Genomic DNA, 26,483 nt, shown 5'->3' with positions numbered 1-26,483 from the left:
GCTCGGCATGTTCGAGCTGACCGGCCTGCCGCCGGCCCCGCGTGGCGTCCCGCAGATCGAGGTCTCCTTCGACATCGACGCGAACGGCATCATGCACGTGACCGCGAAGGACCTCGGCACGGGCAAGGAGCAGAAGATGACCGTCACCGGCGGCTCTTCGCTCGGCAAGGACGAGGTCGACCGCATGCGCCAGGAGGCGGAGCAGTACGCGGACGAGGACCTGCGCCGCAAGGAGGCCGCCGAGTCCCGCAACCAGGGCGAGCAGCTCGTCTACCAGACGGAGAAGTTCGTCAAGGACAACGAGGACAAGGTTCCGGCCGAGGTCAAGACCGAGGTCGAGGCGGCCGTCGCCGAGCTGAAGGAGAAGCTCAAGGGCGAGGACACCGGCGAGATCCGCACCGCGACCGAGAAGCTCGCCGCGGTGAGCCAGAAGCTCGGCCAGGCGATCTACGCCGACGCACAGGCCGCCCAGGGCGCCGCCGGTGCCGCCGGTGACGCGGGCCAGGCCAAGGCCGACGACGACGTCGTCGACGCCGAGATCGTCGACGACGAGAAGCCGAAGGGTGGCGCTGCCTGATGTCGGAGGAGACCCCGGGCTTCGACGAGAAGCCCGAAGTCCCCGCCGACGCCGCTCAGGACGACGCCGAGCCGAAGGCCGCCGACTCCGCCGACACGGCGGAGGGTGCGGCCCCGGCCGGGGACAGCGCACAGGATGTGGCCCTGCTGGCGCAGCTGGACCAGGCCCGTACCGCACTCGGTGAGCGCACCGCGGACCTCCAGCGGCTCCAGGCGGAGTACCAGAACTACCGCCGCCGGGTGGAGCGGGACCGGATCACCGTCAAGGAGATCGCGGTCGCGTCCCTCCTGACGGAGCTCCTGCCGACGCTCGACGACATCGGCCGGGCGCGGGAGCACGGCGAGCTGGTCGGCGGCTTCAAGTCGGTGGCCGAGTCGCTGGAGACGGTCGCCGCCAAGATGGGCCTGCAGCAGTTCGGCAAGGAGGGCGAGCCCTTCGACCCGACGGTCCACGAGGCCCTGATGCACTCGTACGCGCCGGACGTCACCGAGACGACCTGCGTGGCGATCCTGCAGCCGGGGTACCGGATCGGCGAGCGTACGATCCGTCCCGCACGGGTCGCGGTGGCCGAGCCCCAGCCGGGCGCGGCCCCCAAGTCCGAGTCCGCGGAGGGCGACAAGCCGTCCGGCGAGGACGCGGATGCAGCCGACGAGGGCTGATGCAGGACACGTAGCGGCACGGGAGGAGGGACACCGGGGATGAGCACGAAGGACTTCGTGGAGAAGGACTACTACAAGGTCCTCGGTGTCCCGAAGGACGCCACCGAGGCCGAGATCAAGAAGGCGTACCGGAAGCTCGCGCGCGAGTTCCACCCGGACGCCAACAAGGGCGACGCCGCCGCCGAGGAGCGCTTCAAGGAGATCTCCGAGGCGAACGACATCCTCGGGGACGCCAAGAAGCGCAAGGAGTACGACGAGGCGCGCGCCCTGTTCGGCAACGGCGGCTTCCGCCCCGGGCCGGGCGGCGGCGGGTCGTTCAACTTCGACCTGGGCGACCTCTTCGGGGGCACCCAGCAGGGCGGTCAGGCCGGCGGCTTCGGCGGCGGCCTGGGCGACGTCTTCGGCGGCCTCTTCAACCGCGGCGCCGGCCCGGGTGCGGGCACCCGCACCCAGCCGCGCCGCGGCCAGGACATCGAGTCGGAGGTCACCCTCTCCTTCACGGAGGCGGTGGACGGGGCCACGGTCCCGCTCCGGATGTCCTCGCAGGCGCCGTGCAAGGCCTGTTCGGGCACCGGCGACAAGAACGGCACGCCCAGGGTGTGCCCGACCTGTGTCGGCACCGGCCAGGTCTCGCGCGGCAGCGGCGGCGGCTTCTCGCTGACCGACCCCTGCGCGGACTGCAAGGGCCGCGGCCTGATCGCGGAGACCCCCTGCGACGTCTGCAAGGGCAGCGGCCGGGCCCGCAGCTCCCGCACCATGCAGGTCAGGATCCCGGCGGGCGTCTCCGACGGCCAGCGGATCCGGCTGCGCGGCAAGGGCGCCCCGGGCGAGCGCGGCGGTCCCGCCGGTGACCTCTACGTGGTGGTGCACGTCGGGACGCACCCGGTGTTCGGCCGCAAGGACGACAACCTGACGGTGACCGTTCCGGTGACGTTCGCGGAGGCGGCACTGGGCGCCGACATCAAGGTCCCGACCTTGAACGGACCGTCCGTGACGCTGAAACTGCCCCCGGGCACCCCGAACGGGCGTACGATGCGGGCCCGCGGGAAGGGTGCGGTCCGCAAGGACGGCACCCGCGGGGACCTGCTGGTCACCGTGGAAGTGGCGGTTCCGACCGAGCTGTCCGACAAGGCCCGCGAGGCGCTGGAGATGTACCGCGAGGCGACGGAGTCGCAGGACCCGCGCTCCGCGCTGTTCGAGTCCGCGAAGGGAGCATGACATGGACGGCCGCCGACGACAGTCCCGTCTGGGAAATGGTGCCTACCAACTCACCGACGAGACCCCGGTCTACGTGATCTCGGTGGCCGCCCAGCTCTCGGGCCTGCATCCGCAGACCCTCCGCCAGTACGACCGTCTCGGCCTCGTCTCCCCGGACCGTACGGCCGGCCGCGGCCGGCGCTATTCGGCCCGGGACATCGAGCTGCTCCGCACGGTGCAGGCGCTGTCCCAGGACGAGGGCATCAACCTGGCGGGCATCAAGCGGATCATCGAACTGGAGAACCAGGTGGCCGCGCTCCAGCAGCGCGTCGCGGAGCTCTCGGCCGCGGTGGACGGCGCCGCCGCCACGCTGCGGGCCCGCGAGGCCCAGGTGCACGCCTCGTACCGGCGCGACCTGGTCCCGTACCAGCCGCCGCAGCCGGGCAGCGCCCTGGTGGTCTGGCGCCCCAGCCCCAAGCGCCCGCTGGACTGACCGGCAGGTCGCCCGGCCCCCCCGGAGCACACCCTCTGGCCCCGCCCCTCCCAGGGCGGGGCCAGAGGGCTTTCCAGAGGGCTTTCCCGAGGCCTTCTAGAGGCTTTCCGGGCCGTGCTCCGGGTCCCCGTCCGCGGCGGGGTCCTCGCACTCCTGCGGGGCGGAGGGGCGGCCCAGGATGCCGGACTGGGCGATGAGGTAGCCGAGCTGGGCCCGGCTGCCGCTGCCGAGGGTGGTGGCGAGCTTGGCGATGTGGGCGCGGCAGGTGCGCACGTTCATCCCCAGGCGCCGGGCGATGGCCTCGTCCACGTGCCCCTCGATGAGGAGCTGGGCGATGGTGCGCTGCACGCCGGTGACGCCGCCGGGGGTGCTGCGGTACGTCACCTCTTCCGTCAGGGGCACGGCGCGGTGCCACAGCTGCTCGAACACCTTGATGAGGTAGTCGACGAGGCCGGGGTGGCGCAGTTCCAGCGCCACCCGGCGGTCGTCGCTCACGGGGATGAAGGCGACCGTGCGGTCGAAGATGATGAGGCGCTCTATCAGCTCTTCGAGGGTGCGGATCTCGACCTTGCCGGTGGAGATGCGGTCCACGTAGGCGAGGGTGCCCTGGCTGTGCCGTGCGGTGTGCTGGTAGAGGGTCCGTATGCTGACCCCGCGGTCGATCAGCGGCTGGTCGCGCTCCAGGGCCTGTGTGAGGGCCTCGGAGGGCCGCGCTCCGCCCGGCTGGACCGTCAGCACCTCGGTGTGGCATTCGGCCGTCGCGAGGTTCAGCGCGGCGTTGATCCTTTCGAAACCCTCCAGCACCGTGATGGCATGGGTGTCGGCCGGACTCTGTGCGCTGATGGCCAGGAAAGGCTCGAAAGTGTCGGTGAGATCTACAGCGCTGCGTCGGCGGTCCTGGATCTCGCGTTCAATCGGATGGAGCCGTTGAGCCAAAGCCACGGACGGGGGAACCGGGCGGAGCTGGTTCGCGTCATCCGGATCGGGCTGTAGAAGGGCGAGTTCCAGCAGGCAGGGGGCGTTCTGGATCTCTCCCCGGGCTATCCGGCCGGTGCTCAGGGCAGCCGCGTAGAGCCGCGTCCCCTCGGCGCACATGGACGTGACGGGGTGGGGATGTGTCGCCATTGTCGGTTTTTGCGTCAAATCTCCACCCCCCAGGGTCCTGAACATGCAAGAACATGATGCATCGTCCCTGTGGCATTGACGTGCCTGAATGAGCCATCGTCTGACACGCGGGGGAGAGGATTCCATCAAGTGAGGACGAAGCCGACCATGTACAAGAGAATGCTTCGCTCGGTGCTTGCCATAGGTTTCTCCGCCGTTGCGGTTTTTGGGGCAGTCAGCGCCGTCGAAAGTGACGCGGGGAGCGCTAGGGACGGTCAGGGTACGAGCCTGACGAGCACGGAGTTCGACACCGGCTGGACCACGGCGCCCGTGGGCAAGTACGCGGACACCGGCTGGACCGCCGCAGAGCTGGGCGGCAAGGACGACACCGGCTGGACCGAGGCTCCTGCGACGGTGTCCGCATGACCCCCGACGACCGCGGCTTCCGCCGCGAGATGGCGTCCGCGTACCGCTCGGGCTGGCAGTTCATCGACCTCGCCACGGCCATCCCCCACCCCGGCGACTCGTTGATGGTCACCCTCTTCGGCCAACCGATCGTCATCGTGCGCGAGGAGGACGAGGACGTACGTGCCTACCGGTGCCTGCGCCGCCCGCGCGGCGCGCCGCAGCCCGTCCGCTGCGAGGTGCGCTACGGAATGGTCTTCGTCAATCTCGATCAGCGGGACCACCAGCTCTTCGAGCCCGACATCACCACCGCCACCCCCCGCAGTGCCTGAAGCGATTCCCCCGTCGTTGCAGATCGCTCAGGCGCTACCCCCACACAACGGCGCCATCGTGGACCTGACCACGATGGCGCCGTTGTGATGCCGCCGTCCAGTGCGTGATCCGGACAAGATGAAGGATCAAAGGCTCACGCGCGCCCCATCGCCCGGTCGAGGGTGATCTCCACGACCACACGGTCGGGATTGGGCGACGGCGTCCGCCCGTACCGCTCCGCGTAACGCGCCACCGCGTCGGCGACCGACGCCTCGTCCGTGCGGATCACCGCACGGCCCTCCAGCGTGGCCCAGCGTCGCCCCTCCATCTGGCAGACCGCCACCCGCGCCCCGCCGTCCTGCGCGGCCTGCGCGGCCTGCGCGGCCAGGACGTTGCGGACCTTCTTGCTGTGCTTGTTGCTGATCACCCGGGCCAGGCCGGCCTCCGGGTCGTACGTCACGCCCACCGGCACCACGTGCGGGGTCCCGTCGGGGCGCGGGGTGGTCAGCGTGCAGACGTGCCGCTCCCGCCAGAAGGCGAGGTACTCGGGCGTCGGGTTGAGTACGTCATGGGACATGGCCCGAAGGGTACGGGGAAGCCGTCCCCTCAACTGCCTTGAGTGGAATAGACTCAACTTTGCATACGCTGACTCTGTCAGACCCAGTTGGGGATCCCTCGGAGAGGAGAAGACGCAGTGGACGCCGAGCTGACCAACAAGAGCCGGGACGCGCTGAACGCGGCCACCAGCAGGGCCGTCAAGGAAGGCCATGCAGATCTGACCCCCGCGCACCTGCTGCTGGCCCTGCTCGCCGGCGAGGACAACGAGAACGTGACCGACCTGCTGATCGCGACGGAGGCCGACCAGGCCGCCGTGCGCAGCGGCGCGGAACGCCTCCTCGCCGCACTGCCCAGCGTCACCGGTTCCACGGTGGCGCCGCCGCAGCCCACCCGCGACCTGCTCGCCGTACTGGCCGAGGCCGACAGCGAGGCCGGCGAGCTCGGCGACGAGTACCTCTCCACCGAACACCTGCTCATCGCCATCGCCGCCAAGGGCGGCGCGGCCGGTGAGGTCCTTTCCACCCAGGGCGCGACGGCGAAGAAGCTGCTGGACGCCTTCCAGAACGCACGAGGAGCACGGCGGGTGACCACCCCCGACCCCGAGGGCCAGTACAAGGCCCTGGAGAAGTTCGGCACCGACTTCACGGCCGCCGCCCGCGATGGCAAGCTCGACCCGGTCATCGGCCGCGACCACGAGATCCGGCGCGTCGTCCAGGTGCTCTCGCGCCGCACCAAGAACAACCCGGTGCTCATCGGCGAGCCCGGCGTCGGCAAGACGGCCGTCGTCGAGGGCCTGGCCCAGCGCATCGTCAAGGGCGACGTGCCCGAGTCCCTGAAGAACAAGCGGCTCGTCTCCCTGGACCTCGGCGCCATGGTCGCCGGCGCCAAGTACCGCGGTGAGTTCGAGGAACGGCTCAAGACCGTCCTCGCGGAGATCAAGTCCAGCGAAGGCCAGATCATCACCTTCATCGACGAGCTGCACACGGTCGTCGGAGCGGGCGCCGGCGGCGACTCCGCCATGGACGCCGGCAACATGCTCAAGCCCATGCTGGCCCGCGGCGAGCTCCGCATGGTCGGTGCGACCACCCTCGACGAGTACCGCGAGCGCATCGAGAAGGACCCGGCGCTGGAGCGGCGCTTCCAGCAGGTGCTGGTCGCCGAGCCGTCCGTCGAGGACACCATTGCGATCCTGCGCGGGCTCAAGGGCCGCTACGAGGCGCACCACAAGGTGGTCATCAACGACAGCGCGCTCGTCGCCGCCGCGACCCTCTCCGACCGGTACATCACCTCCCGCTTCCTGCCCGACAAGGCCATCGACCTCGTCGACGAGGCCGCGTCCCGGTTGCGCATGGAGATCGACTCCTCGCCCGTCGAGATCGACGAGCTCCAGCGCTCGGTGGACCGCCTGCGGATGGAGGAGCTGGCGCTGAACAACGAGTCCGACCCGGCCTCGCGCGAGCGTCTCGACAAGATCCGCAAGGACCTCGCCGACCGGGAGGAGGAGCTGCGCGGCCTGACCGCCCGCTGGGAGAAGGAGAAGCAGTCCCTCAACCGGGTCGGTGAGCTCAAGGAGCGCCTGGACGACCTGCGCGGCCAGGCCGAGCGGGCCCAGCGCGACGGCGACTTCGACGCCGCCTCCAAGCTGCTCTACGGCGAGATCCCGGCCCTGGAGCGCGAGCTGGCCGAGGCCACCGAGGAGGAGGCCGAGGCCTCCAAGGCCGGCGCCTCGAAGAACACGATGGTCAAGGACGAGGTCGGCCCGGACGACATCGCCGACGTGGTGGGCGCCTGGACCGGCATCCCCGCGGGCCGCCTGCTGGAGGGCGAGACCCAGAAGCTGCTCCGCATGGAGGACGAGCTGGGCCGCCGCCTGATCGGCCAGACCGAGGCCGTGAGGGCCGTCTCCGACGCCGTGCGCCGCACCCGTGCCGGCATCGCCGACCCGGACCGGCCGACCGGCTCCTTCCTCTTCCTCGGGCCGACGGGCGTGGGCAAGACGGAGCTGGCCAAGGCGCTCGCCGACTTCCTCTTCGACGACGAGCGGGCCATGGTCCGCATCGACATGTCGGAGTACTCCGAGAAGCACAGCGTGGCCCGGCTCGTCGGCGCCCCGCCCGGATACGTCGGTTACGAGGAGGGCGGCCAGCTCACCGAGGCCGTCCGCCGCCGCCCGTACAGCGTGGTGCTCCTCGACGAGGTGGAGAAGGCCCACCCGGAGGTCTTCGACATCCTGCTCCAGGTCCTGGACGACGGCCGGCTCACGGACGGCCAGGGCCGCACCGTCGACTTCCGCAACACCATCCTGATCCTGACCTCGAACCTGGGCAGCCAGTTCCTGATGGACCCGGCCACCTCTGCCGAGCAGAAGCAGCAGCAGGTCCTGGACGTGGTCCGGGCGAGCTTCAAGCCGGAGTTCCTCAACCGCCTGGACGACCTGGTGGTCTTCTCCGCGCTGAGCCGGGACGAGCTGGCGCACATCGCCGAGCTCCAGATCCGCCGTCTCGCGAAGCGCCTGGCCGACCGGCGCCTCACCCTGGACGTCACCCCCGAGGCCCTGGCCTGGGTCGCGGACAAGGGCAACGACCCGGCGTACGGTGCCCGGCCCCTGCGCCGCCTGATCCAGACGGCAATCGGCGACCGCCTGGCGAAGGAGATCCTCTCCGGCGAGGTGCGCGACGGCGACACCGTACGGGTCGACGTGGCCGGCGAGGACCTGCTGGTGGGCAAGGCCCTCTGACCGGGCCCGCGACGGGCCTTCTCACCGGGCCTTCGGCCGGGCCCACGCCCGGGCACCCCGCGTACAGGAACGTGCGCGGGGTGCACTCCTGTCCGCCCGCAGCGGATCCGTGACCGTCGGGCTGGACATGGGGTGGGCGGGATGGGGGAGGATGCAAGTATCCGCACGAAGGGAAGTACACGGTGAGCATCGACCCGGCCTCGATTCCGAACTTCGGAGGGCAGCAGCCCGATCCGCAGGCCACAGGACCGGCGGGCCCCGTCGTCCCCGACCAGGATCTGGTCAAGCAGCTGCTGGAGCAGATGGAGCTCAAGTACGTCGTCGACGACGAGGGTGACCTCGCGGCGCCGTGGGAGGAGTTCCGTACGTACTTCATGTTCCGCGGCGAAGCGGAGCAGCAGGTCTTCTCGGTGCGGACCTTCTACGACCGTCCGCACAAGATCGACGAGAAGCCGCAGCTCCTCGAGTCGATCGACGACTGGAACCGTCGCACGCTGTGGCCGAAGGTCTACAGCCACACGCACGACGACGGCTCCGTCCGCCTGATCGGCGAGGCGCAGATGCTGATCGGCACCGGCGTCAACCTGGAGCACTTCGTGTCCTCCACGGTCAGCTGGGTCCGCGCGTCCATCGAGTTCGACAAGTGGCTCACGGAGCAGCTCGGACTGGAGAAGGACATCGACTCCGCCGACGGCGAGGACGAGGACGGCGGGGAGAACTGACCCCGCCGTCTCACAGGGGCATCTTGGCGAACACCAGGAGGTAGACCCCGTAGCCGTAACCGAGCCCGGCCAGCCCCGCGGTCACCACGACCGCGGAGCGCGGCCGGGCTCGCGCCATCACGGCGGCCAGCGGCAGCAGCAGCGGGAACGCCGGAAGCAGGAAGCGCGGCTTCGATTCGAAGTAGCCCGCCCCGCCCACGGCGATCACCAGCAGCACCGCGGTGTAGACGAGCAGCGGCAGCGGCGGCCGGTTGAACAGCAGCAGGACCGCGAGCAGCAGGGCGGTGCCCAGCAGCACCGCGGTGACGGCGGTGGCGAGCGCCACGGGCTCGCCGCTCAGCACCCGCCAGGTCATGGACAGCGCGTACCCGCCCCCGTCGAAGCGGGACCCCCACTGCCGCTGCACGGTGAAGTACCCCGCCGGGTCCCCCCTGCGCACCCCGACGGCCACCACGTACGCCAGCCAGCCCGCCGGCGCCAGCAGCCCGGCCACCCACACCTCGGGCGGGCGGGATCTTCGGACGAGCAGCGCGTGCAGGGCCGTGACGGACACGGCCGCCGCCACGGCGATCCCCGTGGGCCGGGTCAGCCCCGCGACCAGCGCCAGCGACCCGGCGAGCAGCCAGCGCTCGCGCAGCAGCGCGTACAGCGACCAGGCGGCGAGCGCGACCAGCAGCGGCTCGGTGTAGGCGAGGGTGAGCACCACCGCGTGCGGCACCGCCGCCCACAGCGCGACCAGCAGCAGTGCGACGCGCCGCCCGGCCACCAGCTCCCCGATCCGGTACACGCCGACCGCGGCCACCGCGGCCGCGGTCCAGGAGACCAGCAGCCCTCCCCACTCGCCGCCGCCGGCCAGGCGCACCAGCGCCGGGTAGAGCGGGAAGAAGGCGTAATCGCTCTGCACCAGCCCGGTGACGGGCCAGATCTGGGTGCGGCCGTAGCCGTGCCGGGCGATGGCGAGGTACCAGACGGAGTCCCAGGAGTGCCCCAGCACCCGTACGGGGCTGCGCCCTGCCCACCAGGCGGCGAGGGCCAGCACGGCGGCCCCGGCCACGCGGACGGCGGCGAAGACGCCGAGCGCGAGCGCGGCCGTGGGCACCCCGACGGCCCTGACGTCCCGCGGCCGCACGAAAACAGACGTACTGCCCGTCGCCGTCATCTACCCCGACTTCCTGCGCGCGTGCGTGAGGACGCCCATCCGGACCAGGAGGAGCCTCGGGCACCTTAAGCGTCCCCGCGTCCCTCCGTGGGTGAATGGCCCGGAAGCCCGGGTGACATCGGGCACGCCCGGGCCGCGGCCCGACGGCCGCGCCGCCGGCCGGCCGGCTCAGAGGCGCCGCAGCCGCTCCACGGCCTCTTCGAGGACCTCGGTCTTCTTGCAGAACGCCCAGCGGACCTGCGCGGCGCCGGCGGACTTGTCGTCGTAGAAGACGGAGTTGGGGATGGCGACGACCCCGCAGCGCTCCGGCAGGGCGCGGCAGAAGGCGAGGCCGTCCTTCTCGCCGAGGGGGGTGATGTCGGTGGTGATGAAGTACGTGCCCTGCGGGCGGAAGACCTGGAAGCCGGCCGACGCGAGGCCGTCGGCGAGGATGTCGCGCTTGGCGGCGAGGTCGGCGCGGAAGGCGTCGTAGTAGGCGTCCGGCAGCTGCAGGGCCTCCGCGACGGCGTACTGGAAGGGGCCCGAGGAGACGTAGGTGAGGAACTGCTTCGCCGCGCGGACTGCGGAGACGAGCGCCGGCGGGGCGGTGATCCAGCCGACCTTCCAGCCGGTGAACGAGAACGTCTTGCCCGCGCTGCCGATGGTGACCGTGCGCTCGCGCATGCCGGGGAAGCCCGCCAGGGGGAGGTGGGAGCCCTCGAAGACCAGGTGCTCGTACACCTCGTCCGTGACGACCAGCAGATCGCGCTCCACCGCCAGCGCGGCGATCGCCGTGAGCTCGTCCGCGGTCAGGACGGTGCCCGTCGGGTTGTGCGGGGTGTTCAGCAGGAGGAGCCGGGTGCGCGGGGTGACGGCGGCGCGCAGCTCGTCCAGGTCGAGGACGAAGCCGTCGTCGTGGGGGCGCAGGGTGACGGGGACGCGGGTGGCGCCGGCCATCGCGATGCAGGCCGCGTAGGAGTCGTAGTACGGCTCCAGGGCGATGACCTCGTCACCCGGCTCCAGGAGCGCGAGGAGGGAGGCGGCGATGGCCTCCGTGGCGCCCGCGGTGACGAGGACCTCGGTGTCGGGGTCGTGGCCGAGGCCGTAGAAGCGCTGCTGGTGCGCGGCGATCGCGGTGCGCAGCTCCGGGACGCCGGGGCCGGGCGGGTACTGGTTGCCGAGGCCCGTGAGGACCGCGCGGGAGGCCGCCTCGGCGATCTGCGCCGGGCCGTCGGTGTCGGGGAAGCCCTGGCCGAGGTTGATCGACCCGGTGCGTGCGGCCAGTGCCGACATCTCGGCGAAGATCGTGGTGCCGAAGGCCGCCAGCCGGCGGTTCAGGAAGGGGCGGTCGCTGCTCACGGGTGCGCTCATGGGCGCCATCCTGCGGGCAACCTCTGGACTTGCTCAAGTGTGCTTTGGGCCGTGCGGGCCGAGGGCATCCCCCCTGCACGCGGGACGCGGGGATCCCGCTCCCCGGGGGAACCGGGGCGTGAGAGAGGGGCGGACATGGAGTTCGTCTTGGTAGTGCTCGTGCTGTGTCTGGGGATCGTCTTCCTCTGGAGCCGGCTCGTCCGGTCCCGGTCCGTGCACGCTTCGCGTCCGCGCCGGCCGCGCCGCAGCGGGGGCGGCCGGCGCAGCTGGTGGGCCGGCGACGGCGGCTCGGCGGGCTGCGGGTCGTCGTCCTCGTGCGGTTCCTCGTCCTCCTGCGGGGGCGGGGGGTGCGGCGGCGGCAGCTGATACGGGGCGGCCGGCGCCGTCCTGACGTGGGCGTCCGACGGTCCGCTTCCCGTCGGGCGCCCCGCGCGTCGTCCATGCATCCCGACGCGCGGGACGCAACCTGTTGAACACGTGAACTGCCGAGCCCCCGGGGGGATGTAAACCCCTTCAACTTGGGTAAAAACGCTGTGAGTGCCGTGCCTTTCATGATTCCCTCGGTTGAGTAGACCAGTCCTCGGACCTCCCTGGACTTCCTGTGGACCCGTGCCGGTTTCCCCCCACCCGTGCTTGCTACCGCTGGCGGGCCCGGCCCATCTCCCTCGCGCGTTTGCGGAGCCGACTCATGCTCACGACCCTCCAGACCTCATACACCGACACGCGTGCCGCCGATCTCGCCTGGGCCCTGGGTCGGGACCGGCTGCCCGCCCTGGCCGTACTGAACCTCGAACTTTCGGGTGCGAAGGTCGAGTTGCGCCTGCTCGGGGCCTCCCATCAGGTTCTGCTGGAGGAGCGGGACGTGCTCTGTTCGGAGACGGTCGCCTGCATGCCCGGCAGCAGTACGCCGCTGCCGCTGGGCGTCGCGAAGCGGGTGGGCGACTGGGAGTACGAGTTCGCGGCGCGGGTCGAGACCCTGTCCCGGGGATCCTTCGCGGGGCGGGCGCAGGAGCTGCTCGCCCTGGTGGCGGATCACCCGAACGGACTGGCAGGGACGTTCCCGGGCAGCCCGCACGCCTTCACCGCCATGCTCGCCCAGCGGTACGAGGGTCAGGTGCGGTGGCGCACCTGGCACGCGTACCCGCAGGAAGGGCAGTTGGTGGCCACCCGGACGCGGGTCGCGCTCCGGATGGGCGCCGCGACCCCGCCCCTGGAATCGCCCGCCCTGCTGTAGGCCGTGCGGGGGACGGGCTGCCGGGCGGTGTGCGGCCGGTCGGCGCTGCGCGGTGCGGGGCGTGCGATGTGGTTACGCCAACTGGCCGAATCAATGCACCACTTGCACCCATGTGGGTGACCGGATGCGAGTGGGCGGTGACGTACGGTTCGCTTCATGATCGACCGTTCCGTCCCGCGCCGGGTCCTCCCGGCTCCGGAGCCGGGAGGCGCCGCGGCCGGTCCGGCCGCCCTGCCCGTACGGCCCCGGACCGGCCGACTCCTCGTCCTGGCCACCGTGTTCGTCTGCGCCGCCTGCGGGCTCGTGTACGAGCTGGAGCTCCTCGCCCTGGGCACCTACCTCATCGGCGACTCCGTCACCCAGGCGTCGGTCGTGCTGTCCGTCATGGTCTTCGCCATGGGCGTCGGCTCCCTGCTCGCCAAACGCCTGCGGCACCGGCCCGCCCTCGGCTTCGCCGTCATCGAGGCCGGGCTCGCCCTCCTCGGAGGCCTCTCCGCCATAGCGCTGTACGCGAGTTTCGCCTGGCTGGGCGAGTCCCGTCCCGCGCTCGTCGCGTTCTCCTTCGCCATCGGCATGCTCATCGGCGCGGAGATCCCGCTGCTGATGGTCCTCATCCAGCGCATCCGCAGACAGGACGCCGGCGGCGCGGTCGCCGACCTGTTCGCCGCCGACTACGTGGGCGCCCTCGTCGGCGGTCTCGCCTTCCCGTTCCTGCTGCTGCCGATGCTCGGCCAGCTCACCGGCGCCATGCTCACCGGCACCGTCAACGCCGTCGTCGGCGGCGGGCTGGTCCTGTGGCTCTTCCGCCACGACCTGAGCAGGCGCTGCCGCTGGCTGCTGATCGCTGTGAACCTCGCCGTCCTCGTCGTGCTGGCCTCCGCGACCGTCCTGGCCGACGACTTCGAGCGGGTCGCCCGGCGCGCCGTCTACGGCTCCGAGGTGCGCGTCGCCGTCCAGACCGGGGTGCAGGAGCTGGTGCTCACCGGCCCCGCGACCGGCTCCCCGCGCTCCCTCGACCTGTACCTCGACGGTCGGCTGCGGGTCAGCGGCTACGACGAGCACCGCTACCACGAGGCCCTGGTCCACCCCGCCATGACCGGCCCGCACGCCCGGGTCCTGGTCCTCGGCGGCGGCGACGGGCTCGCCGCCCGCGAGGTGCTCCGCTACCGGGACGTCGCCTCCGTCACCGTCGTCGAGGTCGACCCCGGCGTGGTCCGCCTCGCCCGCACCGATCCCATGCTCTCCGCGCTCAACGCCGGGGTGTACGCCGACCCGCGCCTGGCCGTCGTCAACCAGGACGCCTTCCGCTGGCTGCGCGGGCCCGCCGCGAACGACCGCTTCGACGTGATCGTCTCCGACCTCCCCGACCCCGGCATCACCCCCAGCACGAAGCTGTACTCACAGGAGTTCTACGGGCTGGCCGCGCGGGCCCTGGCCCCCGGCGGCCGGATGGCCGTGCACGCCGGGCCGCTGGCGACGCGCCCCCGTACGTACTGGACCGTCGACTCCACGTTGCGCGCGGCCGGGCTGCGCACCGCCCCCTACAGCGCGGGCGGCCGCCTCACGGGCTTCGCCGCCGGACCCGACCGGACCCCCCTCGGGGGGACCGGCGAGCCGCCCCGGGACTGGGGCTTCGTCCTGGCCGCCCGCGACCAGGAGCCCCGGCTGCGGGTGGACCGTGAGACGCCCGCGCTGCGCTCGCTGACGACCGGCTCCCTCCAGGACGCGGCGCGCGACGCCGAACGCTTCCGGATGAGCGGACTTCCGCCGTCGACGCTGCCGCACCCGCGGTATTCGTGACCCGGTGCGGTCCAGGCCGTAGGCTCGACCGCATGGAGCATCAGGTGTTCGTCCCGGTACCGGCAGACGACCTCCGCGCCGTGCTGCGCGACCCCGCACGGGTGGCCCGGTGCGTGCCGGGACTCCAGCAGGACGCCGACACGGGCGTCGGCCCGCTCTCCGGGCGGCTCAAGGTGCGGGCCGGCGGGAGCACCGTGACCTACCGGGGGTCCGCAGCCGTCATCGAACAGGACCCCGGCCACTTCACCATGGAGGGTGAGGGCACGGAGGTACGCGGCAGCGGCACCGTGAAGTTCTCGCTCGACCTGCGTCTGACCCCGGCCCCGGACGGGACCCGGCTGGACGTCACCGCCCGCGCCGCCGCCGACGGACGCGCCGCCGCCTTCGCCCCCGAGGCCGCGGCCACCGCCCTGCGCAGACTGCTCGACCGGGCCGCGGCCCAGCTGGCCGTCGGGTCCGCGATCGGCGACCCGGTCGCCGAGGCCGAGGACGCGGCGGAGCGCGAGGACGAGGCCGAGGACGCCGACGGTCCGGCGGGGCCGGACGACGACGTCACCGAGGTCAGTGCCACGCTCTTCGAGACCGAGGTGCCGCCCCCGTCCCTGGACCCCTCCCTGGACCCGTTCCTGGCCGGGGGTTTCGAGGACGACGCAGCCGGAGCCGCACGGCCGCCGGCCGAGGCCGCCCACGCCCGCCGCACCATGATCGGCCGTAGCGCCGAGGAGGTGGACCACGCGCCCCCGCGCGGCCGGTACGCCCCGGTCCCCGCGCCGGCCGCGACCGCCCCCGGTGACAGCATGCGCTGGATCGCCCCGGCCGCGGCGCTCGCGATCGCCTCGGCCGTCGTCATCGGCCGTGCCCTGCGCCGCCGCCGCTGACCTGCGCCCTCGGCCCCCTCGACGGCACGACACCTAACGGGCGGGACACCCCCTAGGGTCGACCGCATGAGTACGCAACTGAGCGCCGGCGGCACCGAGGTGACTGTCGACCAGGAGAACGGCTGCCGGATCGGCAGCCTGCGCATCGACGGGACCGAGCTGCTGCGCCAGGGGCCGCGGTACGGATCGTTCCCGATGGTGCCGTGGTGCGGCCGTATGAAGGACGGCCGCTTCCACAACGGTGCGACCGTCCACCAGATGCCCCTCGATCACCCGCCGCACGCCCTGCACGGCTTCGGCCGTGACGCGCGGTGGCGGCCCGCCGGAGCCACCCCCACCGAGGCCGCTTTCATCTACGACCTCGTCGACCCGTGGCCGGCCCCCGGCCGGGTCACCCAGGTCGTCACGCTCACCGAGGACTCGCTGACCCTCACCATGGGCGTGGAGACGTACGGGGACTCCTTCCCGGCCCAGGCCGGCTGGCACCCCTGGTTCCTGCGCAACCTCGGTGGCCAGGACGTGGAGATCTCCTTCGACCCCGCCTGGCAGGAGGAGCGCGGCGCCGACCACCTCCCCACCGGCAACCGCATCGACCCGAAGCCCGGCCCTTGGGACGACTGCTTCGGCATGCCCGACGGGGTCGACGTCACCCTCACCTGGCCCGGCGCCCTGGAACTTCGCATCACCAGCAGGTCCGAATGGGTGGTCGTCTACGACCAGGAGGACGAGGCCGTCTGCGTCGAGCCGCAGTCCGGCCCGCCGAACGGGATCAACACCGCTCCGCGCCTGGTCACCCCCGTCGACCCGCTGGAGGTCTCCACGACCTGGACGTGGCGGCGGCTCGCCTAGCCCGCAACTAAGCTCGTCGGCATGAGTGACGTACGGGATGCGCTTCTGCAGCAGATCAAGGACAAGGCCGTCGTGCACGGCAAGGTGATCCTCTCCTCCGGCCGGGAGGCCGACTACTACATCGACCTCCGCCGGATCACCCTCGACGGCGAGGCGGCCCCGCTGGTCGGCCAGGTCATGCTCGACCTCACGGCCGAGCTCGACTTCGACTGCGTCGGCGGCCTGACCCTGGGCGCCGACCCGGTCGCCACCTCGATGCTGCACGCATCCGCCGCGCGCGGTCAGCGCCTGGACGCCTTCGTCGTCCGCAAGGCGCAGAAGGCGCACGGTATGCAGCGCCGCATCGAGGGCACCGACGTGAAGGGCAAGCGCTGCCTGGTCGTCGAGGACACCTCGACCACCGGCGGGTCCCCGCTGACCGCCGTGGAGGCCGTCCGCGAGGCCGGCGGTGAGGTCGTCGCCGTCGCCACGATCGTCGACCGCGGTGCGGCCGACGCCATCGCCGAGGCGGGCCTGCCGTATCTCACCGGCTACCGCCTCGAGGACCTCGGCCTGTCCTGACCGGCCACTGCGACAACGGATGACAAAGGTTCGCGGCCGCCGGTGAGACGGCCCTGACCTGGCTTTACCCCGCGGCCCGGGATGTTTCACGTGAAACATCCCGGGCCGTTCGCCCACCACGTGAGACCGGTGGGCTGGACCCGTGCGCGGAGTCTGGAAAGATAAGCGCGACGATGACGTCGCCCCCAGGTCAGGGCCCGTAATAAGCACACTCCCCGCACATCCAAGGAGCGGACAGATGCCCATCGCAACCCCCGAGGTCTACAACGAGATGCTCGACCGGGCGAAGGCAGGCAAGTTCGCCTACCCGGCCATCAACGTGACCTCGTCCCAGACCCTGCACGCCGCGCTGCGGGGCTTCGCGGAGGCCGAGAGCGACGGCATCATCCAGATCTCCACCGGTGGTGCGGAGTTCCTGGGTGGCCAGCACAACAAGGACATGGTCACCGGTGCGGTCGCCCTGGCGGAGTTCGCGCACATCGTCGCCGCCAAGTACGACATCACCGTCGCCCTGCACACGGACCACTGCCCCAAGGACAAGCTGGACGGTTACGTACGTCCGCTCCTGGACATCTCCGCCGAGCGCGTCGCCCGCGGTCTGAACCCGCTCTTCCAGTCGCACATGTGGGACGGCTCCGCCGAGACCCTGGCCGACAACCTGGCCATCGGCCAGGAGCTGCTCGCCAAGGCCGTCGCGGCGAAGATCATCCTTGAGGTCGAGATCACCCCGACCGGCGGCGAGGAGGACGGCGTCAGCCACGAGATCAACGACGAGCTCTACACCACGGTCGAGGACGCGATCCGTACCGCCGAGGCCCTGGGCCTGGGCGAGAAGGGCCGCTACCTGCTGGCCGCCTCCTTCGGCAACGTCCACGGCGTCTACAAGCCGGGCAACGTCGTCCTGCGCCCCGAGCTCCTCAAGGACCTCCAGGCCGGTGTGGCGGAGAAGTTCGGCAAGGCCTCGCCGTTCGACTTCGTCTTCCACGGCGGTTCGGGCTCCACGGCCGAGGAGATCGCTACCGCGCTGGAGAACGGCGTCGTGAAGATGAACCTGGACACCGACACCCAGTACGCCTTCACCCGCCCGGTCGTGGACCACATGTTCAGCAACTACGCCGGTGTCCTGAAGGTCGACGGCGAGGTCGGCGTCAAGTCGAAGTACGACCCGCGCACCTGGGGCAAGGCCGCCGAGGCCGGCATGGCCGCGCGCGTCGTCGAGGCGTGCGCGGACCTGCGCTCCGCCGGCACCAGGATCAAGTAGTCGGCCGCCGCAGTCGCGGCAGCAGGCGCACAGGAGGGCCCGGCCCCCGTCCCAGGACGGCGGCCGGGCCCTCCGGCGTCCGCCGACGTCCCACGAGGGGGGCCGGGCCGTCCGGCGTTCGCCGACGTCCCAGGACGGGGGCCGGGCCGTCCGGCGTTCGCCGACGCCGGTCCCCCCCCCGCAGCCCGCGGGACCACCGCGTCCGGGGGTGCCGGGGACGACCGGGCCGGGGCCAGAGGGGAGACGGCGGGTTTTGCGGATCACCGCACCCGGCAGACTGGGGGCATGTCCATTCACCAGAACCTCCTCGGGGGCCCCGCCCCCACCCACCTCCCCGACGAGCCGGGCCGCGAGGCCATCGCCGCCGGCACCCCGGCCGTCGAGGTGGCTGCCGCGCACCCCACCTCCTCCCTCGCCTGGGCGGTGCTCGCCGACGAGGCCTTCGCCGCCGGCAGCACGGTGGAGTCGTACGCCTACGCCCGTACGGGCTACCACCGTGGCCTCGACGCCCTGCGCCGCGCCGGATGGAAGGGCCACGGCCCGGTCCCGTGGGAGCACGAGCCGAACCGTGGTTTCCTGCGCGCCCTCCACGCCCTGGCCCGCGCGGCCGAGGCGATCGGCGAGAAGGAGGAGTTCGAGCGCTGCACGACCTTCCTGCGCGACTCTTCGCCGACGGCGGCGGACACGCTGAGCGTCTGAGGCCGTACAGCGGGGAGTGACACGCGGACATCTCATGTGGTCTGCGTCACTCCCCGCTGGAGCGCCGGCGCGACGGCGCCCTATGATGCGGGCAGGGGACCGGGGCTCCACTCACCTCACGGAAGGAGCGGACCGCTACCCGGAAGCACGTGTCGAGGAGACAGCGATGTCGAACACCCTTGATGCCTCCGGAGTCGGCGGGGACACCCCGAACCTCGACTTCGACGGCACGACCCCGTACGAGGACTACGTCCAGGCGGACGTCCTCACCCACCTCCAGCACCTCCGCTCGGACGACCCCGGCGAGATGGTCTTCCTGGTCACGACCCAGGTCATGGAGCTGTGGTTCACGGTCATCGTCCACGAGTGGGAAACCGCCGCGAAGGCGCTGCGCGAGGACCGGATCCCGGTCGCGATGGACGCGCTGAAACGTTCCCTTCGTGAGCTGGAGGCCCTCAACGCCTCCTGGCGCCCGCTCGCCCAGCTCACCCCGGCGCAGTTCAACGCCTACCGCGGCGCCCTCGGTGAAGGTTCCGGTTTCCAGTCGGCGATGTACCGCCGGATGGAGTTCCTGCTCGGTGAGAAGTCCGCCTCCATGCTGGTGCCGCACCGCGGCGCGCCGCGCGTCCACGCGGAGCTGGAGAAGGCCCTCCAGGAGCCGAGCCTCTACGACGAGGTGCTGCGGCTGCTGGCCCGCCGTGGCCTGCCGGTCCCGGAGTCCGTCCTGGACCGCGACCTCTCGCAGCGCTACGAGGCTTCGGCCGAGGTCGAGGCCGTCTGGACCGGCCTGTACGCCGCGCCCGACGAGAACCTGGACCTCCACCGGCTCGGCGAGGTCCTCACCGACGTCGCCGAACTCGTCTGGCGCTGGCGCAACGACCACCTGGTCGCCACCCGCCGCGCGATGGGCGCGAAGACCGGCACGGGCGGTTCGGCCGGTGTGACCTGGCTGGAGAAGCGCGCGACGAAGAACGTCTTCCCGGAGCTCTGGACGGCGCGCAGCCATGTCTGAGCCTTCCACGGACTCCGGGACCGACCTGCGCGACCGCGCGGCCGCCCTGGACGCAGCCGACGAGCTCGCGAAGCTGCGCGAGCGCTTCACGCTCCCCGACGGCGTCGTCTACCTGGACGGCAACTCGCTCGGCGCGCTCCCGGCCGGCGTGGCCGCGACCACCGCCGACGTCGTCGCCCGGCAGTGGGGCGAGCTCCTCATCCGCTCCTGGGACGAGAGCGGCTGGTGGACCGCGCCCGAGCGAATAGGCGACAAGATCGCCCCGCTGGTCGGCGCCGCCCCCGGCCAGGTGGTCGTCGGCGACTCCACCAGCGTCAACCTCTTCAAGGCCCTGGTCGGCGGCGCCCGTCTCGCGGCTCCCGGCCGGACGAAGCTGCTGGTCGACTCCGCCACCTTCCCCACCGACGGCTACATCGCACAGTCGGCGGCCCGGCTGGCGGGCCTGACCGTCGTCCCGGTCGACCCTTCGCGAGCGGCGGAGGCGATGGACGCGGACACCGCGGTGGTGCTCCTCAACCACGTCGACTACCGCAGCGGCCGGCTCCACGACCTGCCGGCCCTCACGGCGGCGGCCCGCGCCGCGGGCGCCGTCGTGGTCTGGGACCTCTGCCACTCCGCGGGCGCCCTGCCCGTGGGGCTCGACGAGCACGACGTCGACCTCGCGGTGGGCTGCACGTACAAGTACCTCAACGGAGGCCCGGGCGCCCCCGCGTACCTGTACATCGCCGCCCGTCATCAGGACGCCTTCGACTCCCCCCTCCCCGGCTGGAACGGCCACGCGGATCCCTTCGCGATGACCCCGGACTACGAGGCGGCGCGGGGCGCGACCCGCGGCCGCGTCGGCACCCCGGACATCCTGTCCATGCTGGCGCTGGAGTCGGCGCTCGACGCCTGGGACGGCGTCGCCGTCGAGGCGGTGCGCGCCAAGTCCCTCGCCCTGACCGACTTCTTCCTCGAGTGCGTGGCGGCGTACGTCCCGCCGGGCTTGGTGGAGTCGGTCACCCCGGCCGAGCACGAGCACCGCGGCAGCCAGGTCTCGCTGCGGTGCGAGAACGCCCGCGAGGTCATGGGGGAGCTCATCGCCCGGGGCGTCATCGGCGACTTCCGCGCACCCGACGTCCTGCGCTTCGGCTTCACCCCGCTCTACGTCGGTTTCGCCGACGCGGAGCGCGCCGCGCGCACCCTGGGTCACATTTTCGGGTGACGCGGTAGCGAAACGTCACATCGCTGGGCGGGCGGGGCTACGGCTCCGTCCGCCCGCTCATATTCCCGGCCCCGCACGGAACCTGCTGTTCCAGACTGATACGGTCCCGCTCTGCCGGAACACCGGAACATCTGTCCCCGCTGTCCCACGCGTTACCGAGAGGTTGAGCCGATGACGGACCCCGCCGCCGTGGAACGGGACGCCGCCGAGGCCGCCTCGGCCTTCGCCCATCCGGCGGTCGCGCCGGACCTGACGGCCGCGTACGGAGAACACCCGGACCACGTCGTCGACTTCTACGCCCCGCGCGGCGACACCCGGGGCCCGGTGCCGCTGGTGGTGGTCCTGCACGGCGGCGCGTGGCGGGACCCCTACGACAGGCAGCACATCACGCCCTTCGCGGACTTTCTGGCCCGGCGTGGTTTCGCCGTCGCCAACGTCGAGTACCGGCGCGGGAGTTCCCTGCCGCACCAGGGCGCCGGGGGGCCGGTCGCCGGGCGCTGGCCGGAGACCTTCGACGACGTCGCCGCGGCGATGGACGCCCTGCCGGGCCTCGTCGGGACCGCCCTGCCGCAGGCGGACGTCCGCCGTGTGGTCGTCACCGGCCACTCGGCGGGCGGCCACCTCGCGCTGTGGGCCGCGGCCCGGCACGTGCTCCCGTACGGCTCCCCGTGGCGGCTGCCGGCCCCGCCGATGCTGCGCGGGGTGGTGGCGCTGGCGCCGATCGCGGACTTCGCGGTGGCGGAGGAACTGGGTGTGTGCGGCGGGGCGAGCGCGCAACTGCTGGGCGGTGCGGACCACTGGGACGAGCGGCTGCCGTCGGCCGACCCGGCGTCGCTGCTGCCGACCGGCATCGCCACGACGGTGGTCCACGGCCGGGACGACATCGTGGTCCCGCAAGCGGTGGCCGAGGCGTACGTGGCGGCGGCGGCCAAGGCGGGGGAGATGGTGGGGCTGACCCTCCTCGACGGGGTCGGGCACTTCCCGCTGATCGATCCGGCGGCCGACGCCTGCGCGGTGGTCGCGGAGGAGATCTCCCAGCTGGCCTGGTAACGGACTGCGTCCCTCCGCTGCACGGCCCCTGACCAGGGCGGAAACCGGTGGCGGGGATGGCCGTCACGCTGCGTACTCTGGTCGAGCTTTGATCAGTTTGCGTCAAGACCAACAAAAAATGGGGGGGCCGGTGCGCAATCACCGACTCGTAGTGACCGCTGCCCTCGTGGCGGCGGGTCTCGGGATCAGCCCGAGCATGGCCTCGGCGGCCGGGGGACCGGGCAAGCCAGTCACGCCGGGCCAGGCCAAGGCCGAGAGGGGCGCGAAGCCCGCGGGCAGCAAGTTCCACAGCCCTGCCGACCGCACGGTCCGCACGGCATTGCCGGGCGCCGGCAACAAGGCCGCCGCCGACCACCCGGGGATCGCGGTGGAGATCGATGGCCGAAGTGACAGCGCATACGGGCTGGTGATCGACACCAAGATCACTGCACCGGACTCCTCGCTCGACGTCGTCATCGACTGGGGCGACGGCCGGACGGAGAAGGCGAGCATCAAGGGGTCCGGCGCGCTGTCCCACGCGCACTCGTACGCCGAGCTCGGCACTTACAAGGTGAAGGTCACTGCGACCGACGTCGCCAACGGAGTCCAGGCTGCCAACGAGGTTGCGTTCGTGACCCCGGGCGCCAAGTTCGTACCGCTCGACCCGACCCGGATGCTGGATACCCGCAACGGTACGGGCACGAGCGCCGGCAAGGTTCCCGGGCGGGGTTCGACCCGCGTGAAGGTGGCGTCCAGTCGCGACTTCCAGGACGGACTCACGGCGGTCGCCCTCAACGTCACCGTCACCAACACCACCGACAGCGGCCACGTCACGGTGTGGTCGGGGGACAAGGGCTCCGGTCGGCCCGACACGTCGAACCTCAACTACACGGCCGGTGGGTCCGTCCCGAACATGGTCATCGTGCCGGTGGGCGCCGACGGCTACGTGGAGCTCTTCAACGGCGGCTGGAGCTCGGTCGACCTGATCGCCGACATCACGGGCCGTTTCGTCCGTACCGGGGGCAGTGGCTACACCTCGATGACCCCGTCGCGGTTCGTCGACACCCGCGAGGGCCTGGGCACGACCAAGGGCCAGCTCGCCGGGCGGGGTACCTTCAGTACGCAGGTCAGCGGCCTGAAGGGGGTGCCCCAGGGCATTACGGCCGTGGCGCTGAACGTAACGGTGACCAACCCGAAGGAGGCCGGACACCTGTCCGTCTTCCCCGGCGGCCCGGCCCCGACCGCGTCGAGCCTGAACTTCACCGCCGGGCAGACGGTCGCCAACTCCGTGATCGTGCCCGTGAGCGCGGACGGCAGCATCAGTGTCTTCAACGGCGCCTGGGCCGGTGCGGACGTGATCGTCGATGTCGTGGGCCACTACAGCAAGGACAGCAGGGCGGCGTACCGGCCGATCGGCCCGTGGCGGACGCTCGACACGCGCGATCCCGAAAGCTGGTGGCCGGGCGGGCGCCTGCCGGCCCGCGGGTACATCCCCCAGTGGTACGCGCCCGATGACGACCCCGCGGCCGACGAGGCCTTCGTGCTCAACACCACCGTCACCAACACGGTGGACTCCGGATTCCTCTCCGTCGCCCCGAGCCCCTTCCCGTGGCTGGTGAACGACCGGCCCGGGGCGCCTGTGCCACCCCGTCCCGGTTCCTCCAGCCTGAACTGGACCAAGGGCGCCACCGTCGCGAACCTGGTGCAGGCCGGCGACGGCGAGCACGGCATCGTCCACTTCTGGAACCAGGGCTGGAAGGACGCCGACCTGATCGTCGACTTCTACGGCATCTACGAGACCGACTGATCCGCCGGTCCGCGCACGACGGCGAGGGCCCGTCCGATCCTGCGATCGGACGGGCCCTCGCCCGTTCCTCCTGGACATAGGGATGAGTTCGGGTCAGAAACGGGGCAACTCCCCTTGCTCGCCCCCGTCTTCGCGATCTCGCGGACGAAGATCTATGTACTCTGGGGCTCAGACCTGAGCACGTTCAAAAATGGGGGGGATCGGTGCGCAGTCGCCGTCTCGTAATGTCCGTCGCCGTCATCGCGGCAACCATCGGTCTCGCGCCGGGCATCGCCCGGGCCGCGGAGCCGGTCGCGCCCGGAGCGGTCCCGCCCGGCGTGGGTGCGCCCGCCGTGGACCTGACCAAGGCCGCGGCGCCGAACCTGAACACCTTCAAGAGCCCGGCGGAACGTTCCGTCCGCAAGGCCCCGACCGCCGCCAAGGGCGGGGTGTCCACCCAGCAGGCGGCCGGCAACCCGGACCTGGCCCTCGTCCTGAACGCCGCGGCCACCACCGCGCACGCGTTCGACCTGAACACCACCGTCATCAGCGCCGACTCCACCCTGAAGGTCACCGTCGACTGGGGTGACGGCAGCAGCCCCGACGGCATGGACGCGTACGGCTCGACCGTGCTGAAGAGCAGTCACACCTACGCGAGGCTCGGCGAGTACAACGTCCGGGTCACCGTGACGGACCCGGCCAACCAGGCCGAGGTCGTCAACGAGTTCCCGGTCATGACCGCCGGCTCGGACTTCGTCGCGCACACCCCGACCCGCCTGCTGGACACCCGCGACGGGACCGGCGCGGTCCGGGGCAAGGTCCCCGCGTACGGCTCGACCCGGGTGCAGGTCGGCGGCAACGGCGCGATACCGGAGGGGGTCACCGCCGTCGCCCTCAACGTGACCGTCACGAACACCACCGGCGGCGGGCACATCACGGCGTTCGCCGAGGGCACCGAGCGGCCGACGACCTCGAACGTGAACTTCGAGGCCGGCCAGTCCGTCCCCAACCTGGTCATCGTCCCCGTCGGCAAGAACGGCTACGTCGAGCTCGCCAACCGCGGCTCGGAGTCCGTCGACCTCATCGCCGACGTGACCGGCTACTTCACGCGCACCGACGCCGCCGGCTACACGCCGATGACGCCGGTCCGGTTCGTCGACACACGTGAGGGCCTCGGTGCCACCCGGGGCCGGCTGGCGGGGCAGAAGACCTTCGGTACGAAGATCAGCGGCCTGCGCGGCGTGCCGGAAGGCATCACGGCCGTGGCGCTGAACGTGACGGTGACCAACCCGGGGGAGGCCGGGCACCTGTCCGTCTTCCCGGGCGGCGGGAGCGCCCCGATCACGTCCAACCTGAACTTCACCGCCGGCCAGACGGTCGCGAACGCGGTGATCGTGCCGGTCGGACCCGACGGCAGCATCAACGTCCGCAACGGCGCCTGGGCCGGCACGGACGTGATCGTCGACGTCGTCGGTTTCTACAGCACCGACAGCAAGGGCGCCTACATGCCGATCAAGTCGGCCCGGCTGATCGACACCCGCGACCCGCGCTGGCCCCACGGTCCGCTGCCGGCCCGCGGCTACATCTGGCAGGCACTGTCCGCGGGCGAGCCCGGCATCGCCGGCTACGTCCTCAACACGACGGTCACCAACACCGCCGGTACGGGCTTCCTGTCGGTCGCCCCGGACCCGAACACGCTGCAGCAGTACCGGGAGGGCCGCCGGGTCCTCCCGGCGCGCCCCACCGCCTCGACCCTGAACTGGACGGCCGGCAAGACCGTGCCGAACCTGGTCCAGGCGGGCTCCGGGAACAACGGCATCGTCGACTTCTGGAACCAGGGCTGGGACAAGACCGATCTCGTCGTCGACATCTTCGGCTACTACGAGACCAACTGATCCACCGCCGCGCGCCCCGGGGACGGTCTCCCCGGGGCGTTCAGCGTTCGGGCGGCCTGCCCCCCGGGGCCAGGTGTTCCACCAGTTCGGCCAGGTCCTCGCAGACCTGCTCGATCCGCAGCCGTACGTTGTTCTGCTCGGTGACCATCGCGGACAGGAGCAGCCCGGTCAGCGCGGCCGCGCCGTTGAGGGCCTGCAGGTTGACCATCAGCTCCAGCAGGCTGTGCTCGACGAACGGTCCGGCGTGATCGTGCGCCGCCGAGATCGCCAGGACCGAGATCAACAGGGTGCACGGCGCGCTCCCGGCGAACTGGAAGCGCACGGCCGCCCAGATCAGCAGCGGGAAGACGAGGAAGAGCACGGACAGGTGGCTCCGGGTGGCCACGAGGGTGACGATCACGGAGGTGATCGCCAGGGCCGACACCTCGGCCAGCCGGTAGTCGTCGCGGGGCAGCCGGGCCCGGCGCAGGACCAGCAGCAGCGGGGTCACCACGAGCACCCCCATGGCGTCCCCGACCCACCAGGCCGCCCACACCGGCCAGAATTCGCCCCGGGGCAGATCGCCGGTGAGCACGAGGGTCCAGGTCCCGGCCGTCGCGCTGAGCAGCATCGGCAGCAGGCCGCCCAGGAAGACGAGCGCCAGCGCGTCCCGCAGCCGGTCCATCTGCGGGCGGAAGTCCACCCGGCGCAGCATCAGGTACGCGCACACCGGCGCGAGGGTGTTCCCCGCGAGGATGCCGAGGTCGCTGAAGTCGAATGTGCTGATGCGTTCGATGGCGAGGTAGGTGCCGAGGGAGATTCCCGGCCAGACCCGCAGGCCCAGCCAGAGCAGGGCGGCCAGCGCGATGCCGGTGGGCAGCCACAGCGGGGTGACCTGGGCGCCGTCCACGGTCACGCTCTGGCGCAGGCCGATACGCCCGCCGAGGTAGTAGGCGACGGCGACGGCGAAGATCAGTAGGAGCAGTTCGGCCGGACGTCGCCATCCCTCGGTGCGCACCACGT

24 protein-coding genes are annotated in these 26,483 nt (G+C 71.8%); 19 read left to right on the top strand and 5 right to left on the bottom strand.

From position 1 onward, the window contains the following. The 4 genes from IH80_RS0104775 to IH80_RS0104760 all read left to right on the top strand — a co-directional run. On the top strand, nucleotides 1-577 hold a 577-nt coding region (locus tag IH80_RS0104775), incomplete at its 5' end, for an Hsp70 family protein (RefSeq protein WP_158943286.1). Continuing rightward, nucleotides 577-1,236, top strand: a complete 660-nt coding sequence (gene grpE, locus IH80_RS0104770; protein WP_030957933.1) for a nucleotide exchange factor GrpE — start codon at nucleotides 577-579, stop codon at nucleotides 1,234-1,236. The genes IH80_RS0104775 and grpE, both read left to right, overlap by 1 nt. A gap of 39 nt (nucleotides 1,237-1,275) precedes the next feature. Continuing rightward, on the top strand, nucleotides 1,276-2,454 hold the full coding sequence (dnaJ, locus tag IH80_RS0104765; RefSeq protein ID WP_030957932.1) for a molecular chaperone DnaJ: 1,179 nt from the start codon (nucleotides 1,276-1,278) through the stop codon (nucleotides 2,452-2,454). A gap of 1 nt (nucleotide 2,455) precedes the next feature. Next, nucleotides 2,456-2,926, top strand: coding sequence for a heat shock protein transcriptional repressor HspR (locus IH80_RS0104760; protein ID WP_030957931.1), 471 nt, complete (start codon nucleotides 2,456-2,458; stop codon nucleotides 2,924-2,926). A gap of 96 nt (nucleotides 2,927-3,022) precedes the next feature. Here the strand turns inward: IH80_RS0104760 and IH80_RS0104755 are convergent, their stop codons facing one another. After that, complete coding sequence (locus tag IH80_RS0104755; RefSeq protein WP_051808792.1) at nucleotides 3,023-4,096, bottom strand: hypothetical protein; 1,074 nt, start codon at nucleotides 4,094-4,096, stop codon at nucleotides 3,023-3,025. 356 nt (nucleotides 4,097-4,452) lie between these two features. Between IH80_RS0104755 and IH80_RS0104745 the strand changes: the two genes are divergently transcribed. Next, on the top strand, nucleotides 4,453-4,767 hold the full coding sequence (locus IH80_RS0104745) for a hypothetical protein (protein WP_030026718.1): 315 nt from the start codon (nucleotides 4,453-4,455) through the stop codon (nucleotides 4,765-4,767). Between the two features lie 134 nt (nucleotides 4,768-4,901). Here IH80_RS0104745 and IH80_RS44540 read toward each other — a convergent pair whose 3' ends face one another. Continuing rightward, nucleotides 4,902-5,324 carry a pyridoxamine 5'-phosphate oxidase family protein gene (locus tag IH80_RS44540; protein ID WP_030957927.1) on the bottom strand — a complete coding sequence of 141 codons (423 nt, stop codon included), beginning with the start codon at nucleotides 5,322-5,324 and terminating at the stop codon, nucleotides 4,902-4,904. A 117-nt stretch (nucleotides 5,325-5,441) separates the two neighbouring features. Here IH80_RS44540 and clpB point away from each other — a divergent pair, with 117 nt between their 5' ends. Together clpB and IH80_RS0104730 are read left to right on the top strand one after the other, a co-directional pair. Then, entirely contained in the window at nucleotides 5,442-8,042 is a 2,601-nt protein-coding gene (clpB, locus tag IH80_RS0104735; RefSeq protein WP_030957925.1) for an ATP-dependent chaperone ClpB, read from the top strand. Between the two features lie 182 nt (nucleotides 8,043-8,224). Beyond that, a complete protein-coding gene (locus IH80_RS0104730) occupies nucleotides 8,225-8,764 on the top strand; it encodes a YbjN domain-containing protein (protein WP_030957924.1) in 540 nt (179 codons plus the stop codon). A 10-nt stretch (nucleotides 8,765-8,774) separates the two neighbouring features. Here IH80_RS0104730 and IH80_RS0104725 read toward each other — a convergent pair whose 3' ends face one another. Both IH80_RS0104725 and IH80_RS0104720 read right to left on the bottom strand, forming a co-directional pair. Then, nucleotides 8,775-9,893, bottom strand: a complete 1,119-nt coding sequence (locus IH80_RS0104725; protein WP_234432125.1) for a glycosyltransferase family 39 protein — start codon at nucleotides 9,891-9,893, stop codon at nucleotides 8,775-8,777. A gap of 198 nt (nucleotides 9,894-10,091) precedes the next feature. Next, nucleotides 10,092-11,282 carry a pyridoxal phosphate-dependent aminotransferase gene (locus IH80_RS0104720; protein ID WP_386392041.1) on the bottom strand — a complete coding sequence of 397 codons (1,191 nt, stop codon included), beginning with the start codon at nucleotides 11,280-11,282 and terminating at the stop codon, nucleotides 10,092-10,094. Between the two features lie 679 nt (nucleotides 11,283-11,961). Here IH80_RS0104720 and IH80_RS0104715 point away from each other — a divergent pair. From IH80_RS0104715 to IH80_RS41410, 12 genes are all read left to right on the top strand, one after another. Beyond that, on the top strand, nucleotides 11,962-12,507 hold the full coding sequence (locus IH80_RS0104715; protein ID WP_030957919.1) for a DUF2617 family protein: 546 nt from the start codon (nucleotides 11,962-11,964) through the stop codon (nucleotides 12,505-12,507). 156 nt (nucleotides 12,508-12,663) lie between these two features. Beyond that, entirely contained in the window at nucleotides 12,664-14,307 is a 1,644-nt protein-coding gene (locus IH80_RS0104710; protein ID WP_030957917.1) for a polyamine aminopropyltransferase, read from the top strand. 32 nt (nucleotides 14,308-14,339) lie between these two features. After that, nucleotides 14,340-15,185 (top strand): SRPBCC family protein, encoded by an 846-nt coding sequence (locus IH80_RS0104705; protein ID WP_030957915.1) that lies wholly within the window; start codon nucleotides 14,340-14,342, stop codon nucleotides 15,183-15,185. Between the two features lie 66 nt (nucleotides 15,186-15,251). Further along, nucleotides 15,252-16,034, top strand: coding sequence for an aldose epimerase (locus IH80_RS0104700; protein WP_030957914.1), 783 nt, complete (start codon nucleotides 15,252-15,254; stop codon nucleotides 16,032-16,034). A gap of 21 nt (nucleotides 16,035-16,055) precedes the next feature. Next, nucleotides 16,056-16,595, top strand: a complete 540-nt coding sequence (gene pyrE, locus IH80_RS0104695; protein WP_030817422.1) for an orotate phosphoribosyltransferase — start codon at nucleotides 16,056-16,058, stop codon at nucleotides 16,593-16,595. Between the two features lie 238 nt (nucleotides 16,596-16,833). After that, nucleotides 16,834-17,856, top strand: coding sequence for a class II fructose-bisphosphate aldolase (fbaA, locus tag IH80_RS0104690; protein ID WP_030957913.1), 1,023 nt, complete (start codon nucleotides 16,834-16,836; stop codon nucleotides 17,854-17,856). A gap of 285 nt (nucleotides 17,857-18,141) precedes the next feature. Then, the gene (locus IH80_RS0104685) at nucleotides 18,142-18,555 is read left to right on the top strand and encodes a DUF3151 domain-containing protein (protein WP_030957911.1); all 414 of its coding nucleotides are present in this window, start codon (nucleotides 18,142-18,144) and stop codon (nucleotides 18,553-18,555) included. A gap of 166 nt (nucleotides 18,556-18,721) precedes the next feature. Continuing rightward, nucleotides 18,722-19,567 (top strand): tryptophan 2,3-dioxygenase family protein, encoded by an 846-nt coding sequence (locus IH80_RS0104680; RefSeq protein ID WP_030957909.1) that lies wholly within the window; start codon nucleotides 18,722-18,724, stop codon nucleotides 19,565-19,567. Next, the gene (gene kynU, locus IH80_RS0104675) at nucleotides 19,560-20,771 is read left to right on the top strand and encodes a kynureninase (RefSeq protein ID WP_030957908.1); all 1,212 of its coding nucleotides are present in this window, start codon (nucleotides 19,560-19,562) and stop codon (nucleotides 20,769-20,771) included. Before IH80_RS0104680 ends, kynU begins: the two co-directional genes overlap by 8 nt. A gap of 171 nt (nucleotides 20,772-20,942) precedes the next feature. Then, nucleotides 20,943-21,821, top strand: coding sequence for an alpha/beta hydrolase family protein (locus IH80_RS0104670; protein ID WP_030957907.1), 879 nt, complete (start codon nucleotides 20,943-20,945; stop codon nucleotides 21,819-21,821). 151 nt (nucleotides 21,822-21,972) lie between these two features. Next, nucleotides 21,973-23,607: a hypothetical protein gene (locus IH80_RS40580; RefSeq protein WP_030957906.1), complete on the top strand. Its 1,635-nt coding sequence runs from the start codon at nucleotides 21,973-21,975 to the stop codon at nucleotides 23,605-23,607. A 224-nt stretch (nucleotides 23,608-23,831) separates the two neighbouring features. Beyond that, nucleotides 23,832-25,481, top strand: coding sequence for a PKD domain-containing protein (locus tag IH80_RS41410; RefSeq protein WP_063757247.1), 1,650 nt, complete (start codon nucleotides 23,832-23,834; stop codon nucleotides 25,479-25,481). A 40-nt stretch (nucleotides 25,482-25,521) separates the two neighbouring features. Here the strand turns inward: IH80_RS41410 and IH80_RS0104655 are convergent, their stop codons facing one another. Continuing rightward, nucleotides 25,522-26,481, bottom strand: coding sequence for an MASE1 domain-containing protein (locus tag IH80_RS0104655; RefSeq protein WP_030957902.1), 960 nt, complete (start codon nucleotides 26,479-26,481; stop codon nucleotides 25,522-25,524). Nucleotides 26,482-26,483 lie beyond the last annotated feature (2 nt).

Origin of the sequence: Streptomyces sp. NRRL S-378 (genome assembly GCF_000720645.1) — a bacterium.
In the GTDB taxonomy this organism is placed as follows: domain Bacteria; phylum Actinomycetota; class Actinomycetes; order Streptomycetales; family Streptomycetaceae; genus Streptomyces.
Note: the sequence above shows the minus strand (reverse complement) of the source record. Positions and strands in the feature narration are given on the sequence as shown.